This is a genomic window from Georgenia wutianyii (assembly GCF_006349365.1).
Classification (GTDB): domain Bacteria; phylum Actinomycetota; class Actinomycetes; order Actinomycetales; family Actinomycetaceae; genus Oceanitalea; species Oceanitalea wutianyii.
In genome coordinates, this window is sequence record NZ_CP040899.1 from 2,470,626 (window position 1) to 2,488,374 (window position 17,749).

11 protein-coding genes are annotated in these 17,749 nt (G+C 72.9%); 9 read left to right on the plus strand and 2 right to left on the minus strand.

What is annotated here, in order from left to right; all coding sequences use genetic code 11:
• Positions 1-471: 471 nt before the first annotated feature.
• Positions 472-1,578, minus strand: a complete 1,107-nt coding sequence (locus FE251_RS10925) for a substrate-binding domain-containing protein (protein WP_139948767.1) — start codon at positions 1,576-1,578, stop codon at positions 472-474.
• A 370-nt stretch (positions 1,579-1,948) separates the two neighbouring features.
• Here FE251_RS10925 and FE251_RS10930 point away from each other — a divergent pair, with 370 nt between their 5' ends.
• The 9 genes from FE251_RS10930 (at position 1,949) to FE251_RS10970 (ending at position 16,551) form a co-directional block, all read left to right on the plus strand.
• The gene (locus FE251_RS10930; RefSeq protein WP_139949320.1) at positions 1,949-2,932 is read left to right on the plus strand and encodes a hydroxyacid dehydrogenase; all 984 of its coding nucleotides are present in this window, start codon (positions 1,949-1,951) and stop codon (positions 2,930-2,932) included.
• Positions 2,929-4,944 carry a DUF2264 domain-containing protein gene (locus FE251_RS10935; protein WP_230976402.1) on the plus strand — a complete coding sequence of 672 codons (2,016 nt, stop codon included), beginning with the start codon at positions 2,929-2,931 and terminating at the stop codon, positions 4,942-4,944. Before FE251_RS10930 ends, FE251_RS10935 begins: the two co-directional genes overlap by 4 nt.
• Before the next feature lie 108 nt (positions 4,945-5,052).
• On the plus strand, positions 5,053-6,681 hold the full coding sequence (locus tag FE251_RS10940) for an extracellular solute-binding protein (RefSeq protein WP_230976403.1): 1,629 nt from the start codon (positions 5,053-5,055) through the stop codon (positions 6,679-6,681).
• On the plus strand, positions 6,678-7,697 hold the full coding sequence (locus FE251_RS10945; RefSeq protein WP_407925270.1) for an ABC transporter permease: 1,020 nt from the start codon (positions 6,678-6,680) through the stop codon (positions 7,695-7,697). Before FE251_RS10940 ends, FE251_RS10945 begins: the two co-directional genes overlap by 4 nt.
• Positions 7,694-8,707, plus strand: coding sequence for a carbohydrate ABC transporter permease (locus FE251_RS10950; protein WP_139948768.1), 1,014 nt, complete (start codon positions 7,694-7,696; stop codon positions 8,705-8,707). Before FE251_RS10945 ends, FE251_RS10950 begins: the two co-directional genes overlap by 4 nt.
• Positions 8,708-8,746: 39 nt before the next feature.
• Positions 8,747-10,357 (plus strand): alpha-amylase family glycosyl hydrolase, encoded by a 1,611-nt coding sequence (locus tag FE251_RS10955; RefSeq protein WP_139949324.1) that lies wholly within the window; start codon positions 8,747-8,749, stop codon positions 10,355-10,357.
• Between the two features lie 58 nt (positions 10,358-10,415).
• Complete coding sequence (locus FE251_RS10960) at positions 10,416-13,256, plus strand: glycoside hydrolase family 3 protein (protein ID WP_139948769.1); 2,841 nt, start codon at positions 10,416-10,418, stop codon at positions 13,254-13,256.
• On the plus strand, positions 13,253-15,760 hold the full coding sequence (locus FE251_RS10965; protein ID WP_139948770.1) for a glycoside hydrolase family 2 protein: 2,508 nt from the start codon (positions 13,253-13,255) through the stop codon (positions 15,758-15,760). The genes FE251_RS10960 and FE251_RS10965 overlap by 4 nt, the downstream gene beginning before the upstream one ends.
• Before the next feature lie 17 nt (positions 15,761-15,777).
• Complete coding sequence (locus FE251_RS10970; protein WP_223147534.1) at positions 15,778-16,551, plus strand: sugar phosphate isomerase/epimerase family protein; 774 nt, start codon at positions 15,778-15,780, stop codon at positions 16,549-16,551.
• Positions 16,552-16,624: 73 nt separating this feature from the next.
• On the opposite strand, the gene FE251_RS10975 is transcribed toward FE251_RS10970, so the two are convergent.
• Positions 16,625-17,311, minus strand: coding sequence for an ABC transporter ATP-binding protein (locus tag FE251_RS10975; protein ID WP_139072554.1), 687 nt, complete (start codon positions 17,309-17,311; stop codon positions 16,625-16,627).
• Positions 17,312-17,749 lie beyond the last annotated feature (438 nt).

Sequence of the window (17,749 nt, forward strand, 5' to 3'; positions counted from 1 at the left end):
CCGCGGGCGGTGGCCGGTGTCGTCGTGCTCGCCCTGCGGGTCCGTGGGCGTCGTCCTCCTGAGGGCCTCCGCCGTGCTCGGGGTCCAGGCCGCGTGGTCGAGGTTCGGCGTCTGCCTCGGCGGCGACGCCCCTCCCGTGGCAGGCCTTCCCGGTGGAGACCCGCAGGGGTCGTGCGTCCTCATGCAGGACCACGCGTACGACTTCCTCGTGCCAGGCCACCCGTGGGCACCGATCGCGGGCGCGACCGCGCGGGAGGGGATGAGCCTCGTCCTCTCTGGCTCGGGGTGGCCCTCGTGGCGCTGTCCCTCACCGGCCGCCCTGCCGCGACGGGCGGAAGCCGAGCAGCCTGTCGACGCGGCATCTCGAGCCCGGGTGCTGGCCGGACCCCCGGGATCAGGACCAACTCCGCACCGCGGACCGTCGCCACCTCGGCGTAGACCGGAGAGTTCACCGACGCGGGGGCCCATGCACTACCGGGACGCGGCCGGCGGAGCGGTCGACTGCCGTACCCGTAGCTCCGGGCTGATGACGACGCGCTGGGTGTAGACCGGCTCCGGCGATCGCACCCGGTTGAGGAGCAGCTCCACGGCGGCGCGACCGATCGCGGTCTTGGGCGGGTGGACGGCGGTGAGCGGCGGCGTGGCCATCGAGGCCACCTCGTCGTCGTAGGCGATGACTGACAGGTCCTCCGGCACCCGGATGCCGCGCTCATCGCACCGGCCGAGGAGCGCGATCGCCTCGGCATCGGAGTGGACAAGGAGCGCCGTCGTCCGGCTCGCCAGAGTGGCGTCGAGGACGGAGTCGAGCCTCTCCGGCCAGGTCGGGGAGCCGTAGTCCTCGGTGTCGACGTCCGGGACGCCGGCGGGGTCAAGCCCCAGCTCAACACAGGCGGAGCGCCACCCTGCGCGCACCGCGGGCGTCGTGGGGCTCTTCGCCACCGTGACGAGACCGATGCGCTGGTGCCCGAGCCGGACGAGGAGCCTCAGCGCCATCGCGGCGCCCAGCTCGTGGTTCGAGGTCACCGAGTCCATCGGCTCGCCGTACGCCCCTCGCACGGCGGTGCGCTCGGCGAGGACGATCGGGACGGTGAGCTCCTGCATCCACCGGACAAGCTCCTCGCCCTCCGCACCGGAGGTCATCGGCGCGATGACGAGCCCGGCGACGCCCACGCCGTCGACCAGCCGCGCGAGGTTCCGCCGGTCGACCCGCGCGTCGTAGGTCGAGCCCCGCAGCACCAGCCGCGCGCCCCGCGCCTGCGCCGTCTCGCGGGCGCCCCGGACGACGTCGGGCCAGTAGTACTTCATCGACGGCACGACGATGCCGATGCTCGGCGCCTCGGCGCGGGCGCTCTCGTCGGCTCCTTTCGCACGGGCCCTCTCCACCGCGACGGCACCGCCCCGCACCCTGCGGACCTGGCCCTGGTCCGCGAGGTGGGCGATGTCCCGCCGCACCGTCACGGGGGCGACCTCGAGCGCTGCGGCGAGGTCGGCGACGCGCTGGATGTCCCCCCGATCAAGCAGCCGGAGAAGCCTTTCGCGGCGCTGCGCGGGTAGGGCTGGCGGGAGGTCGGTGCCCATCAGCCTGCGATTCCGGGGCGTCCCGGCACGTCGAGGGGTCGAGGCTCTCGTTCTCGCATTCCACAGGCCCTCCTGAGAGCCGCGCCTCGCGGGCCCTCCGTCGCACTCGATCGGTGAGCGATGTCGGTGTCGCAGCATCCTGCCAGGCGATGACAGGGCGGTGAGGGCCGGTCCGTAACCACATCCACCCTGGACATCATACGGATCATTTCAGTCACTAACTGATCAGAACTGATCCAATTTGACCTTGACAGGTCCAACTTTGATCTGGTTGTCTCACCGGGTACATCTGACGGGGGCATCGCCGCCTCCAGACAAGAGGCCGGGGGATCTTGTGCACACACGACGGAGGCCGCAAGCCATGCTGGTCATGGATGCCAGGGCCTTCGGAATGCAGTTCGGTCCCGCCGAGCTGGCCCGCCTCGACGACCTCGTCGCAACCGGGGGGCTCCGCTACGTCGACGACCTCGACAGCGCCGCCTCCCGGCGACGTCTGCGCGAGGTGGAGGTCCTCATCACTTCGTGGGGAGCACCCCCGCTGACGGAGCAGAGGCTCGCCGACGCCCCCCACCTGCGGGCCGTCTTCCACAGTGCCGGGAGCGTCCGCCACCTCGTCTCCGAGGAGCTGTGGCGCCGGGAGATCCTCGTGACGACCGCGGCGGCCGCGAACGCCGTGGCCGTCGCCGAGTTCACCCTCGCGGCGATCATCTTCGCCGGCAAGAAGGCCCCGTTCCTCGCCGCCGACGCCCGGTCACACCGCGACTCCTGGGACTACGTCGTTGCGCGCGGCTCCCTCACCAACCGCGGCCGGGTCGTGGGGATCGTCGGGTTCTCCCGGGTCGGCCGTCAGGTCGTCGAGCGGCTGCGCGCGCTCGAGGTGGCCGACATCCTCGTGTACGACCCCGTCGTGCCGGCCGCCGAGATCCAGGCCGCCGGCGGGACACCGGTGGCGCTCGCCGCACTGCTCCCGGCGGCGGACATCGTCTCGCTCCACGCACCGGCGCTCGCCGCGTCGCGGCGGATGATCGGCGCGGCCGAGCTCGCCCTCCTGCAGACCGGGGCCACCCTCATCAACACCGCCCGGGGTCAGCTCGTCGACACCGCCGCCCTTGAGCAGGAGTGTGCGAGCGGCCGCATCAACGCGATGCTCGACGTCACCGACCCCGAGCCGCTGCCCGCAGAGTCAGTCCTCTACGACCTGCCCAACGTCATGATCACGCCACACATCGCCGGTTCGCTCGGCTCCGAGACCCAGCGAATGGTCACGTCCGTGCTCGGCGAGGTGGAGCGCTACGTCGACGGACTGCCTCCGCTGGACCCGGTCGAGCGCGGCACCCTCGGGGTCAGCGCGTGAGCGCCGCAACCCTGGCCCCCCTGACGGGCTGGGACCGGACCCGGTGGGCGGACCTCGCCGACCGCATGCTCGTCGCCGTCCGCGACCACGCCTCTTCCGACCACGCGAGCATCGTCCCGCCCGGGCCCACGGGAGCCTTCGGAGCCGACGTCGCGGGACTCGAGGGGTTCGCCCGCACCTTCCTCCTCGCGGGCTTCCGGCTCGCGGGCGAGAACGGCGCGGATCGGCTCGGCCTCGCCCAGTGGTACGCGGACGGGCTCGCCGCCGGCACCGACCCGGCGAACCCGGGCCGGTGGATCCGGCCGGCGGAATCGGGCCAGGCGAAGGTGGAGGCGGCGTCCGTCGCGCTCATTCTCGACATGACCCGTCCCTGGATCTGGGACCGGCTCGACCCGACCGTGCAGCAGCAGGTGGTCGACTACCTCGCCGTCGTCGTGGGTGACGAGGGTTACCCGCACAACAACTGGCGGTGGTTCCGCATCGTCGTCCAGACCTTCCTGCGCTCGGTCGGCGGGCAGTGGTCCCGTGAGGACATCGAGACCGACCTCTCGCTGCTCGACTCCTTCGCGCGCGCTGACGGCTGGATCTCCGACGGACCTCTGCGCGCCTACGACCACTACGCCGGGTGGGCGCTGCACCTGTACCCCGCCCTGTGGGCGCGCATGGCCGGGGCTCAGGACCTGGCCGCCGGCCGTGCCGAGCGGGACCGGGCCGCCCTCGACCGCTACCTCCTCGACGCCGTTCGCCTCGTCGGCGCCGACGGCGCGCCCCTCCTCCAGGGTCGGAGCCTGGTTTACCGGTTCGCCGCGGCCGCGCCGTTCTGGGCGGGCGCCCTCAGCCGCGTCCCGTCGCTGAGCCCGGGCCTGCTGCGACGGGCGGCCTCCGGCGTCGTCGGGTACTTCGCCCCCCACGTGGAGCGCTGCGGGGCGCTGCTCAGCATCGGCTGGCACGGCCCGTGGCCGGCGGTGGCCCAGCACTACTCCGGTCCGTCCTCGCCGTACTGGGCGGCGAAGGGCATGCTCGGGCTCGCCCTGCCGGCCTCCCACCCCGTGTGGACGAGCACCGAGGAGCCGCTGCCCCAGGAAGGGGCAGACCAGGTCTTCGCCGTGAGCGCTCCGGGCTGGCTCGTGAGCGCGACGCGCTCGGACGGCATCGTGCGTGTGGTCAACCACGGCACGGACTACGCCCGCGCCGGTGACCGTGGAGGCGACGCCCCGACGTACGCCCAGCTCGGCTACTCCACCGCCACCTCGCCCCGGCTGACGGACGCCGGGCGCATCGACCCGCTCGAGCAGTCCGTGGCGCTGGTCGACGCATCGGGGCGAGCGACGCACCGCACCGGCTTCACGACCGTCGGCGTCGGCCTCGTCGGGGACGGCGCGACCGCGGCCGTCGGCAGCTCCGTGGCCCGCGCTCACTGGCTCACCGCGGACCCCGACCACCTCGACTACGGTCCCGGCCCTTCCGGCGAAGCCACCGACGTGGCGCTCCTCCGTACGCTGTCGGTGCTGCGGGGAGCCTGGGAGGTCCGGCTCGTCCGGGTCGAGACGCTCCCCGACGGACCCCCACCCCCCGCCGGGCTCACGCTCCGGGTGGGCGGCTGGGCCGTCTCCGGGGAGGGCCCCGGCCAGGACCGGAGCCGGCCGGCCGACGTCGCCGCCGCCGCAGGTGTCGCGGGCCTGCGCTCGGTCGTCGTCGGCGCGGGCGGGTTCACCGCCGCGGGCGTGCGCCGCGAGCACGATGTCTCTCCCTTGGGCGCCACCACGCTCACGCCGTGGGTCAGCGCGGCCGCCGTGCTCGACCGGTGGCACGTCGCGGTCATCGGCCTCGACCGTGCCACCGGCGACGACAGCGCCCCGACCACCGCCACGCTCCCCCACGTCACGCTCTCGGGCGCGGACCACGTCGTCGTCAGGTGGCCGGACGGCACGGCAAGTACCGTCCCCCTGGCCCCGGCGGCTACGGCCGCCGCGAACCTCGCCCTTCAGGACGCCCCGATGTCCACCGGCTGACCCACACCCGCGCACCGCGCGGGTGGATCCCCGTCCCCACCAACGGCCACACCACCGGCCGATCTCCCACCGACCGGCAGCCCATCACAAGGAAGTGAGATCCACCTGATGACCATCTCCCGCACCACCATGCGGCGTCGTGCCGTCGGCAGCGCAGCTGCGTTCACCGCCGCCACCATCGTCCTGGCCGCCTGCTCCAGCGGTGGCGGTACCTCCGGCGGCACCGAGAGCCTCGAGGACGCCGAGATGCCCAACTACGTCCCCGTCGAGTACGTCGAGCCCGACTTCCCGAGCGTCAACGGCTCGACCGCGGGCTACACCCAGGTCCCCGCCGAGCTTGTCGACAGCGTCACCGAGACGCCCGGTACCGGCGAGACCTTCACGCTGCTCACCCCCATCTGGCAGGCCATCCCGCCCGTCGAGGGCAACGCGTACTTCGAGGCGATCAACGAGCGCCTCGGCTCGACGCTCGAGTACCAGATGGTCGCGGGCAACGACTACAACGAGCGCCTCGCCACGATCCTCGCCTCCCCCGACGACGTCCCGGACTGGGTCTCGGTCTTCGGCTGGAACCCGCCGCCGCGCTTCGACCAGGCGGTCGAGGGTGTCTTCCAGGACCTCACCGACTACATCGCCGGGGATGCCATCGAGGCGTACCCGAACCTCGCGAACCTGCCCACCGAGGCTTGGCAGTTCGGCGTGTTCAACGGTCGCACCTACGGCGTGCCCGTGCCGGGCGAGCTGGTGACCGACGCGGTCTTCTACCGCGCGGACATCTTCGCCGAGCTCGGCGTCGAGCCGCCCCAGACCTCCGAGGAGTTCCTCGAGGTCGCCCGCGCCGTCACCGACCCGTCAGAGCAGCGCTGGGCGATCAACGACCCGTGGGTGGCCGCCACCCTCATGTTCGGCGTCCCGCCGAAGTGGCAGATCGGTGAGGACGGTGAGCTGATCCACCGCTACGAGACCGAGGAGTACCGGGCGGCGCTCGAGTTCGTCACCCAGCTCTACTCCGAGGGCCTCGTCCACCCCGACGCCGTCGCGGACAACTCCGCCGACGCCAAGCAGCGGTTCGAGTCGGGCAACGTCGTCATGCACTACGACGGCATCGGGGGCTGGGCCGAGATGTCCGGGCGGATCTCCGCCGCCTTCGGTGACGACGAGGTGCGGATGCTGCCCCTGTCGGACCTCAGCGCCGAGGGCAGCGAGCCGCTCCGTTACCCCGGCAACCCCGCCAACTTCTTCAGCTTCTTCAAGAAGTCCGACGACCCGGAGCGGATCGAGGAGCTGCTGCGGATCGCCAACTTCTTCGCCGCGCCGTTCGGCACGACCGAGTACGACCTCGTCCAGAACGGCGTCGAGGGCGTCCACTACACGGTCGACGAGAGCGGTGCGCCGCAGGCCACCGAGCAGGCGGGCACCGAGATCGCCAGGGTGACCACGCACGCCGTGGCTCCCCCGGTCGCCAACACCCGCCTCGACGATCCCACGTACGTGGAGAACTACACGACGTGGATGGCCGCCGAGGCCGAGAACCTCGTCGAGACGCCGTTCTACGCCCAGCAGATCGTCGAGCCCGCACAGTTCGCCTCGCTCGGTCAGCCCTTCGCCGACCTGGAGAAGGACATCGCGCGAGGTCGCCAGGACATCACCGCCCTCGACACGGCGCTCGAGAACTGGCGGACGTCCGGCGGTGACGAGCTGCGGGCCTTCTACCAGGACATCCTGGACAACCAGTGAGCACCGAGCCCACACGGCCCGACGGCGCCCCGACCTCGGTCGGGGCGCCGCGGGCCGGCGCGCGCAAGCGGCACCGCGGGCGGGCCGACGGGGTGCCGGAGCAGCGCCTCTCGCTGCGACAGCGGCTGCGCCGCGACCGGACGCTGCTCATCATGGTGATGCCGGCCCTCGTCCTCGTCCTGCTGTTCATGTACGTCCCCATGGCGGGCAACGTCATCGCCTGGCAGGACTACTCCCCCTACCTCGGGATCGGCGAGAGCCCGTGGGTGGGTTGGACCAACTTCATGCGCATCTTCACGGACGCGGCGTTCCTCAACGCGGTGAAGAACACGCTGCTCATCACGACCTTCCAGCTGATCTTCTACTTCCCGATCCCGATCATGCTGGCGCTGCTCCTCAACACGGTCTTCTCGCCGGCGATCCGGACGGCCATCCAGTCGATCGTCTACCTGCCCCACTTCTTCTCGTGGGTCCTCATCGTCACGATCTTCCAGCAGATCTTCGGCGGGGCTGGGCTGGTCAACCGGCTCCTCACGGAGAACGGGTTCGCGCCCTTCGACCTCATGACCAACCCGGACTCCTTCCTCGTCCTGGTCACCTCCCAGGCGATCTGGAAGGACGCCGGCTGGGGGATGATCATCTTCCTGGCGGCTCTCAGCACGGTCGACCCGGCCCTGTACGAGGCCTCGGTGGTCGACGGCGCCAACCGGTGGCGACGGATCTGGCACATCACCCTGCCGGCGCTCCGACCCGTCATCATCCTGCTGCTCATCCTGCGCCTGGGCGACGCGCTCACGGTCGGGTTCGAGCAGCTGATCCTCCAGCGCGGCGCCGTCGGCGCCGGAGTCTCCGAGGTCATCGACACCTTCGTGTACTACCAGGGTGTCGTCGCGGGTGACTGGTCCTTCGCGGCCGCCGCCGGCCTGGTCAAGGGCCTCGTCTCGCTCGCCCTGGTCCTCGGGGCCAACAAGCTGGCACACGTCTTTGGAGAAGCGGGGGTGTACCGACGCGCATGAGTACCGGAACCGGAAACACGCAAGGGGCCCTGGCGCCCGTCGTCATCGATCCCGGCCCCGACGCCGAGGGGTCGTTCCGCAAGCCCGACCGCGCCAGCCGGCGGTTCACCCGCCGGTCGCGGCACCGCCCCGCCTGGGAGGAGACGCCGACGCCGCTCGGCTTCGGTCTCAAGGCGCTCGCGCTGCTCGCCATCGTCCTCGTGGTGGTGTACCCGCTCTACACGGTGATCCTCACCAGCCTCTCGACGCAGGACTCGGTGACCCGTGCCGGCGGGCTCGTCACCGTCCCCGACGAGTTCACCTGGTCGGCGTACCAGCAGATCTTCTCCGGCGGTGTGGTGAGCCGCGCCCTGGGGGTGAGCGTCTTCGTCACCGTCGTCGGCACCCTGATCTCGCTCGTGGTCTCGACGCTGGCCGCCTACGGCTTGTCGCGCCCGAACTCCGTGGCGCACCGCCCGATCCTGTTCGTCTTCCTCTTCACGATGTTCTTCGGCGCGGGGATCATCCCCACGTACCTGCTCATCTCCAACCTCGGGCTCATCAACAGCCTGTGGGCGCTGATCCTGCCCGGGGCGGTCTCGGCCTTCAACCTCCTCATCCTGCGCAACTTCTTCATGGGGATCGACCAGGCGATCCTCGACGCCGCGCGGATAGACGGCGCCGGGGACTGGCGCATCCTCGGGAGCATCGTGGTGCCGATGTCCAAGGCGGTGCTCGCCGTCGTCGCCCTGTTCTACGGCGTCGGGTACTGGAACGCGTTCTTCAACGCGATGCTCTACATCAACGACAACTCGCTGTGGCCGCTGCAGCTGGTCCTGCGCTCCTACGTCCTGCAGGGCACGCAACTGCCCGGCACGACGACGCCGATCGACGTCACCGGCGGCGTCGTCACCGGGCTGCCGATCAAGATGGCGATCATGGTGCTCGCCGTCGTCCCGATCCTCATCGTCTACCCGTTCATCCAGCGCCACTTCACCAAGGGCGTCATCTTCGGCGCGATCAAGGGCTGACGTGCCGCCGCACCCCCGCGAGGAGCCTCGACAGTGAGCCTGGCCGCACCCTGGTGGCACGACGCCGTCGTCTACCAGGTCTATCCCAAGAGCTTCGCCGACGGCGACGGCGACGGCACCGGCGACCTCGCCGGGGTCCGCGCCCACCTGCCGTACCTGCGCGACCTGGGCGTCGACGCCCTCTGGTTCACGCCCTGGTACGTCTCCCCGCAGGCGGACGGCGGGTACGACGTCACCGACCACCGCGACATCGACCCCGTGCTGGGGACCCTGGAGGAGGCGGAGGCGCTCATCGCCGAGGCCCGCTCGCTGGGGATCCGCACGATCATCGACGTGGTCCCCAACCACGTCGCCGCCGACCACCCGTGGTTCACCGCCGCCACCGCTGCCGCCCCTGGCTCCCCCGAGCGTGACCGTTTCTGGTTCCGCCCAGGCGGAGGGGCCGGCGGCGACGCGCCCCCCACGAGGTGGACCTCCCCGTTCGGGGGCGCTACGTGGTCACGAGGGCCCGACGGCGAGGAGTGGTACCTCCACCTGTTCGCCCCCGGGCAGCCCGACCTCAACTGGACCCACCCCGAGGTGCGCGCCGAGTACGAGGACATCCTCCGGTTCTGGTTCGACCGCGGCGTCGCCGGCATCCGTATCGACTCCGCCGCCGTGCTCATGAAGGACCCCGACCTCCCCGAGGTGCCGGCGACCCTCACGGGCGGCAACCACCCCTTCGAGGACCGTGACGACGTCCATGAGGTCTACCGCCGCTGGCGGCAGGTCGCCGAGTCGTACGGCGAGGACCGCGTCCTCGTCGGGGAGGTGTGGCTGGAGGACCGGGACCGGCTCTCCCGGTACGTCGGCCCCGACGAGCTGCACACCGTCTTCGGTTTCGACGTCATGGCCGCCCCGTGGGAGCCGGCGGCGTTGCGGGCTGCGGTCGTGGAGACGCTGGGGACGCACGAGCGCCTGGGCGCACCGCCGGCCTGGGTCCTCGGCAACCACGACGTCACCCGGCCCGCCACCCGGTACGGCCGCGAGAGCAGCGGGTTCGCCTACGCCGACAAGGCCTGGGGCATCCCGACGGACGTCGAGCTGGGCCGGCGGCGCGCGCGGGCCATGGCCCTGCTCACGCTCGCGCTGCCGGGCTCCTGTTACATCTACCAGGGCGAGGAGCTCGGCCTCGACGAGGTCGAGGACCTTCCCCGCGACCTCCTCCAGGACCCCATGTACGAGCGCTCCGGGGGCATCAATCCCGGCCGCGACGGCTGCCGGGTGCCCCTTCCGTGGCGCGCCGACGCCCCCGGCCTGGGCTTCGCGCTCCCCTCGTCGGCCGCCGCGCCATGGCTGCCGCAGCCCGCGCGCTGGGCGAGCCTCGCCGTCGACGCCCAGGAGCGCGACGCCGGCTCCACGCTCCGGCTCTACCGCCTCGCGCTCGCCCTGCGCCGCGACCTCTTCGACACGGCTGACCCCACGCTCGTGTGGATGGACCTCGGCGAGGACGCCCTCGCCTTCCGCCGGGGGTCGGGAGCCGCGTGCGTCGTCAACCTCGGCGGGGCCGATCTCACCCTCCCCGAGGGCGCCGACGTCGCGCTCACCAGCGCCACCGCCCCGGCAGGCCGCGTCGTCGCGCCGGGGGCCGCCGTGTGGCTACGACCCTGACCCGCGCCGGGCGGCTCCGCCCCCGGCCGACCGACCACCCCTGCTGCCAAGGACATCGATGACCGACCGGCACCTCGCCCCCTTCGACACCATCCACCAGGCTGACGCCCGACGGCTGTGCGCCGAGCTCACCCTCGAGGAGAAGCTCAGCCTGCTCCACCAGTTCTCCCCCGGCATAGAGCGGGTGGGACTGGCCCCCTTCCGGACCGGCACCGAGGCGGCGCACGGCGTGGCCTGGGAGGGCGAGGCGACCGTCTTCCCGCAGCCGGTGGGCCTCGCCGCCACCTGGGACCCGGCCCTGCTCGAGCGTGTCGGCGAAGCCGTCGGCAACGAGGTGCGGGACAAGCACGACGCCGACCCGTGGATCAGCCTCAACGTGTGGGCACCGGTGGTCAACCCGCTTCGCCACCCGCTGTGGGGTCGCAACGAGGAGGGGTTCTCGGAGGACCCGGTGCTCACCGGCGAGCTGGCCACCGCGTACGCGCGCGGGCTGCGCGGGCGGGACGCGACGTTCTGGCGCACCGTCCCCACGCTCAAGCACTACCTCGCCTACAACCTGGAGACCGACCGGTCGAGCCACAGCGCGAGCGTGCCGCCCCGGGTCCTGAACGACTACGAGGTGCGGGCCTACCGCGGGCCGGTCGAGGCAGGGGTGATCGGGGGCATCATGCCCTCCTACAACCTCGTCAACGGCCGGCCCACCCACGTGGACGGAGACCTCCTCGACCTCGCCCGGTCCTGGTCCCCGTGGCCACTGTGCTTCTTCAGCGACGCGTTCGCGCCGAGCAACGTCTTCGGCAACCAGGCGTTCCACCCGGACCCGCCCACCGCCTACGCCGCGATGCTCGAGGCCGGCATCGACTCCTTCACCGACCAGGACCGCGACAGCGCGACCGTCATCGGCTGGCTCCGGGACGCCGTCACCTCCGGCCTGGTGAGCGAGCAGCTCGTCGACCGCGCGGTCGAGCGGGTCCTCACCGTCCGCGCCCGCACCGGCGAGCTCGACGGGGACGCCGACCCCTTCGGCCCCGCCCGGCGGACCCCCACCGACCCCGCCGCCCACGGACGGCTCGCCCGCCTGGCGGTCGCGCGCAGCGTCGTCGTGCTGGGCAACGACGGGATCCTCCCGCTGCGGGACCCGGCACGCGTCGCGGTGGTCGGGCCGCTCGCCGAGGAGGTCTTCCTCGACTGGTACTCCGGCGTCGCGCGCGAGCCCGTCTCCCTCGCCGACGCCGCCCGCGAACGCTACGGCGAGGACGCCGTCATGGTCGCCGACGGGGCCGACCACGTGGTCCTGCGGGCCGTCGACGCCGCCCACCACGTCCGGCCCATCGGCAACCGGATGGTCGAGGGCCCCGGTCCGATCGAGGAGTGCGCGATCGCCGTGCAGGACTGGGGCCAGGGCATCGTCACCCTGCGCAACGCAGGCTCCCCGAAGCTGTGGACCTGCCCGGAGGACCGGATCGTGCGCACCGACGCCGTCCGGGTCACCAGCTACTGGGACCAGAGCTTCCTGCTGCACCGCCACGCGGACGGCACGTGGTCGGTCTTCTCCCGCGGTCGCAAGATGTGGCTGCGGCGCCGCGGCACGTCCGGCACGCTCGCTGCCGTCGCCGAGACGCTCGACGAGGCCGACCGCTTCGTCATGACGACGGTGCGCTCCGGCGCGGAGCAGGTCCGGGCCGCCGCCGCCGACGCCGACGTGGTCGTCGTGGCCGTGGGCAACCAGCCCCTCACCGGCGCGCACGAGACCGCCGACCGGACCACCCTCGCGCTGCCGCCGGCGATGGGCGAGCTCGCCCGAGTGGCGCGGTCCGCCAACCCCCGGTGCGTGCTCACGCTCGTCTCCAGCTTCCCCTACTCGCTGGGGGACCTCGCGGACATGCCCGCTGTGGTGTGGTCCAGCCACGGCGGCCAGGCGCTCGGCCACGGGCTGTTCGACGTCCTCGCGGGCAGCGAGGAGCCCTACGGCCACCTCGCCCAGACCTGGTACGCCGACGACGAGGACCTGGCCCCGCTCGACGTCGCCGACGTCGAGGCCGTGGGCGCGACGTACTGGTACGGCGACACTCTCCCGCTCTACCCGTTCGGTCACGGCCTGAGCTACACGCGCGTCACCTACCACTCGCTCGAGGTCGGTGCCTGGCCCGAGCCGGCCGGTTCGCTCTCCGTGCGGGTCGAGGTGGAGAACACCGGCGAGCGCCCGGTCGAGGAACTCGTCCAGCTGTACGTGCACGCGCCTGCCGACAAGGGCTACGGCCCGAAGCTGCGGCTGCACTCCCACGTCCGGGTCCCGCTCGCCCCGGGGCAGCGGGCGTACGCCGACCTCGTCCTCGACACGGCCGAGCTGGCGTCCTGGAACGTCGGCGCCGCCGCACGGGTGACGCACCCCGGAACGTACGTCCTCGGCGTCGGTCCCTCCAGCGGGGACCTGCGACTCCGTGAGCTGCTGACCGTGCCCGGTGACGGGCCTGCCCCGCGTCCCGCGGGTGCTGTCGTCGACGCCACGACCTACGACGACGCCCGCGGCGTCCGCACCGTCGAACGCGCCCGGGAGACTGGCCACGCCGTGACGCCGGAGCGGACCACCGCGCACCTGCGCTACGACGGCGTCGACCTCACCGGCGCCGGCGCCATCAGCGCGCTGGTCTCCAGCCCGGGCGCGCCGGGCCGGGTCACCCTGACCGTCCGGCAGGGCGAGCGGCGCTCGGCACTCGGCGTGCGCCCGGTCCCCGCCACCACGCGCTATGCGTGGACCGAGGTGACCTGGCACGTCCCTGAGGACATCACGGGCAGCTGCGACGTCGAGGTGACCCTCGCGGCCCCCGCCCAGCTGGCCGAGCTCCGCACCGGCGCCGCCCCGCACCGACCGAGCACGACGAGGAGTGACGGACGATGAGGACGAGCACCACCCTGCACGACGGCTGGACCGTCGAGGCCACCGACGGCCCCGTCCCCGCCGACGTCGCGGGCCGCGCCGTGCCTGCGACCGTCCCCGGGAGCGCGCACACCGACCTGCTCGACGCCGGCCTGATCCCCGACCCCTACCTCGACGAGAACGAGGCGGCCCTGGCGTGGGCCCACCACACCACCTGGCGCTACCGGCGCGAGCTCGAGGCGCCGTCGGACGCCGAGCGCGTCGACCTGGTGTTCGAGGGCCTCGACACGCTCGCGACGATCACGCTCGACGGCGCCGTGATCGGCCGCACCGCCAACATGCACCGCAGCCACCGGTTCGACCTCACCGACCGCCTCACCGGGTGCCACGAGCTGGTCGTGACGTTCGCCCCGGCGCTGGCGTTCGCCACCGCGGAGGAGGACCGGCTGGGCGAGCGCCCGCACGCCTTCGCCCACCCGTTCACCATGGTCCGCAAGATGGCGTGCAGCTTCGGTTGGGACTGGGGACCCGACCTGCAGACCGCCGGGATGTGGCGGCCCGTCCGGCTCGAGCGCTGGAGCACCGCGCGCCTGGCCGAGGCGCGACCCGTCGTCGACCTCGCGGACGACGGCGAGGGCGTCGTCCGGGTCCACCTCGCCGTCGAGCGGACGGCAGGCGGCGCCGAGGTCCCGCTCACCGTCGAGGTGCGCCTCGCCACCGGTCAGCAGGCGCAGGCGCGCCTCGCTCCCGGTGAGGACCAGGCCGTCGTCGAGCTCCGGGTCCCGTCGGCGCCCGTGTGGTGGCCCGCTGGGCACGGCGACCAGCCGCTCGTCGACCTCGAGGTCGACCTGCGCGCCGAGGAGGTGATCGACACCGTGCGGCACCGGGTCGGCTTCCGCCACGTCGCCGTCGTCACCGAGCCCGACGAGCACGGCACGTCCTTCGTCCTCACGGTCAACGGGCGCCCCATCGAGGTCAGGGGCGTCAACTGGATCCCCGACGACCACTTCCTCACCCGGATGGACACCGGCCGCTACCGCGCCCGCATCGAGCAGGCCCGGGCGGCCAACATCAACCTCCTGCGCGTGTGGGGCGGCGGGGTGTACGAGTCCGACGAGTTCTACGCGCTGTGCGACGAGCTGGGGATGCTCGTCTGGCAGGACTTCCTGCTCGCGTGCGCTGCCTACCCCGAGGAGGAGCCGCTGCTCGGGGAGCTCACCGCCGAGGCGCGGGAGAACGTCGCCCGGCTGGCGCCCCACGCCAGCCTCGTCGTGTGGTGTGGCGGGAACGAGAACCTCTGGAGCCGCGTCGACTACTGGGAGGACAAGCTCCACGGACGCACGTGGGGCGAGCGGTACTACACCGAGATCTTCCCGGGGACCGTCGCCGAGCTCTCCCCCGCCACCGCCTACATCGCTGGCAGTCCCTACAGTCCGGGCGCCGCGCTCGACGAGGTCCACCCCAACGACCCCGACCACGGCACCATGCACATCTGGGACGTGTGGAACGAGAAGGACTACACCGTCTACACCGACTACGTGCCACGGTTCAACGCGGAGTTCGGGTTCCAGGGGCCGCCGTCGTGGACCACCCTGCACCGCGCCGTCCACGACGAGGTGATGACCCCGACGTCGCCGGGCGTCCTGTCCCACCAGAAGGCGGGCGAGGGGCAGGAGAAGCTCGCCCGGGGCTGGGCGGGGCACTTCCCTGAGCCGCGCACGTTCGCGGACTGGCACTGGACCACGCAGCTCAACCAGGCCCGCGCCGTCGCCTTCGGGATCGAGCACTTCCGCTCCTACTGGCCCCGCAACACCGGCTCGATCGTCTGGCAGCTCAACGACTGCTGGCCGGTGACCTCCTGGGCGGCGATCGACTACGACGGTCACCTCAAGCCGCTGTGGTACGCCCTGCGGGCTTCCTACGCGGACCGGCTGCTCACCGTCCAGCCGCGCGACGGCCGCTCGACGCTCGCCGCGGTCAACGGCACCGACGTCCCGTGGGCGGGGCGCGCGCGCCTGAGCCGCGAGCGCTTCGACGGCACCGTGACGTGGGAGGGCGAGGTCGACGTCGACGTCCCGGCACGGTCCACCGCCGTCCTCGACCTGCCGGCCGGCGCGGTGACGCCGGAGCAGCCCACCGGCGAGGTCCTCCTCGTCGAGCTCGACGGCGTCCGGGGGTGGCACTTCTTCGCCGAGGACGTCGACCTCGCGTACGCCCCCGCCCCGCTCGAGGTGCGGGCCGAGTCGCACCCCGACGGCGCGCTCGTCCACGTCACCGCGCTCAGCCTCGCGCGCGACGTCACGGTCCTCGCGGACCGCCTGGCGCCCGGCGCCGTCGCCGACGACGCCCTGGTGACCCTGCGGTCCGGGGAGCAGGTGACCGTCACGGTGCGGGCGGGCGGCCCCGTGGAGGTCGAGGGCATGGACCTCGCCGAGGTCGTGCGGTGCGCCAACGACCTCACGTACGTGGTCGTCGACGAGGAGCCGGAGCCAGACGCGGTGGGCGCAGGCGGCGCGCCGTCATGAGCTCGTCACGCTTGGCGGTGTCCAGCCTGGGTGCGCCGGAGCTGGCGGTGGAGGACTTCCTCGCTCTCGCGTCGCGCCACGGCTGCGGCGCCGTCGAGCTCCGATGCGGGGACGACCAGCCGGTGAGGGTGGCGCTCGAACCGGCGAACCGCAGCGCGCTGCGCGCGCGGCTCGCCGACCACGGGCTGGACCTGCTCGCCGTCGCCTCCTACGTGCGGGTGTGCGAACCGGGGCCGGAGGTCGCCAGCTCGCTGCTGCGGCACATCGAGCTCGCCAACGACCTCGGGGCGCACGGCGTGCGGGTCTTCCCCGGCGGGACGGACCAGCCGGCGGCCGAGGCGGACGCCCGGGCGGTCGAGCGTCTGGCCGAGGCGGCGCCGGCGGCGCGCGCGGCCGGCGTGCGCCTGCTCCTCGAGACACACGACAGCCACCCGCGTGGTGCGGACGTGGCCCGCGTCGTCGGGCCGGCCGCGGGGGACGGGGACGACATCGGCGTGGTCTGGGACCTCCTCCACCCGTGGCGACATGGGGAGGACGTGGCGGAGACCGCCGCCGCGCTTGGCCCGTGGCTCGACTACGTCCAGGTCAAGGACGCCACGGGCCCACCCTCGGCGCCGGTCCCGGCGCTGACGGGGTCCGGTGACATGCCCCTGGCACTGATGGCGGACACCCTGGATGCGACGGGCTACACGGGGTGGGTCTCGCTGGAGTGGGAGCGGGCATGGCACCCGCAGGTGCCGCCGCTCGACCAGGCCCTGGCCGCCACCGTCCGGTGGTTGGCGGAGCGCTGACCGGCCCCGACGCCGTCGTGCCGCCCACCGTGCCTCGGAGCCGATCCGCTCGGACGGCACGGTCGGAGACGGGCTAGAGGGCCGCGATGGCGGCAGCGCCGGCGGCGGGGTCGAGGGTGCGGACGCCGTCGTCGTGGAGGAGGACGACGCTCGTGGCGACCCGCTCGACGACGACCGGGTCGTGGGAGGCGACGAGGACGGCGCCGCCGTCCTCCCGCTCCTCGACGAGGAGCTCGGCGAGGCGGTTGCGCATCCCGGCGTCGAGCCGCTGCTCGGGCTCGTCGAGGACGAGGAGCGAGCGGGGCCGGACGAACGCCGCGGCGAGCAGGACGCGACGCCGCTGACCGGAGGAGAGCGCCGCGGGCAGCGCGTCGGCGCGGTCGGTGAGGCCGAACTCCTCGAGGAGGTCGGTGACGACGTCGCGGGCGTCCGGGACGCGGTGGCCGAGGGCGGTGAGGAGGAGGTGCTCGGTGACGGTGAGGGACGGGAAGAAGGCGTCGTCGCCGAGGACGCTGGCGACCGACGCGCGCAGGTCACCGTCCCGCGGGTCCGGCTCCGCGCCGAGCAGACGGGTGCGTCCGGCCAGCGGCTCCTGGAGGCCGAGGACGGTGCGCAGGAAGGTCGACTTGCCGGTGCCGTTCGCGCCGATGACGGCGACGGCCTCGCCGGGCGTGAGGTCGAGGTCGATCGGTGCACAGACCGGCTCGTCGTCGTAGCCGACACTCAGGGCGCGCACGGACAGCACGGTCTCCTCGGGCATGCGCACGACCCTACTGCCCACCGCTCGCGCCCTACCCCACCGACCCCACCGACCCCGCCCGGCCCCGCCGCGCCCCACCGCGCGGCCCCGCCGCGGCCCGCCCCGCCCCGCCCCGGCCCGCCCCGGCGACAGCCGAGTTCTGCGCGACAGCGGACTAACGGCCGACAGCCGAGTTCTGCGCGACAGCGGACTTTGCCTGCAGAGTTCGCGCGGCAGCAGCGTTTGACTCGACACCTCGCGCATAACTCGGCGCTCGCCCAGAACTCCGCTCTCGCGCGAAACTCCGCTCTCGCGCGAAACTCGGCCCTCGCCCAGAACTCCGCTCTCGCGCGAAACTCGGCTCTCGCGCGAAACTCCGCTCTCGCGCGAAACTCGGCTCTCGCGACAAACTCCGCTCTCGAGCGGAACTCGGCTCTCGCGACAAACTCCGCTGTCGAG

Excerpts from the sequence above, each read along its gene's own strand:
- FE251_RS10925 (WP_139948767.1), bottom strand. The coding sequence starts at position 1,578 with ATGGGCACCGACCTCCCGCCAGCCCTACCCGCGCAGCGCCGCGAAAGG.
- FE251_RS10930 (WP_139949320.1), top strand. The coding sequence starts at position 1,949 with ATGGATGCCAGGGCCTTCGGAATGCAGTTCGGTCCCGCCGAGCTGGCC.
- FE251_RS10940 (WP_230976403.1), top strand. The coding sequence starts at position 5,053 with ATGACCATCTCCCGCACCACCATGCGGCGTCGTGCCGTCGGCAGCGCA.
- FE251_RS10950 (WP_139948768.1), top strand. The coding sequence starts at position 7,694 with ATGAGTACCGGAACCGGAAACACGCAAGGGGCCCTGGCGCCCGTCGTC.
- FE251_RS10960 (WP_139948769.1), top strand. The coding sequence starts at position 10,416 with ATGACCGACCGGCACCTCGCCCCCTTCGACACCATCCACCAGGCTGAC.
- FE251_RS10965 (WP_139948770.1), top strand. The coding sequence starts at position 13,253 with ATGAGGACGAGCACCACCCTGCACGACGGCTGGACCGTCGAGGCCACC.
- FE251_RS10975 (WP_139072554.1), bottom strand. The coding sequence starts at position 17,311 with ATGCCCGAGGAGACCGTGCTGTCCGTGCGCGCCCTGAGTGTCGGCTAC.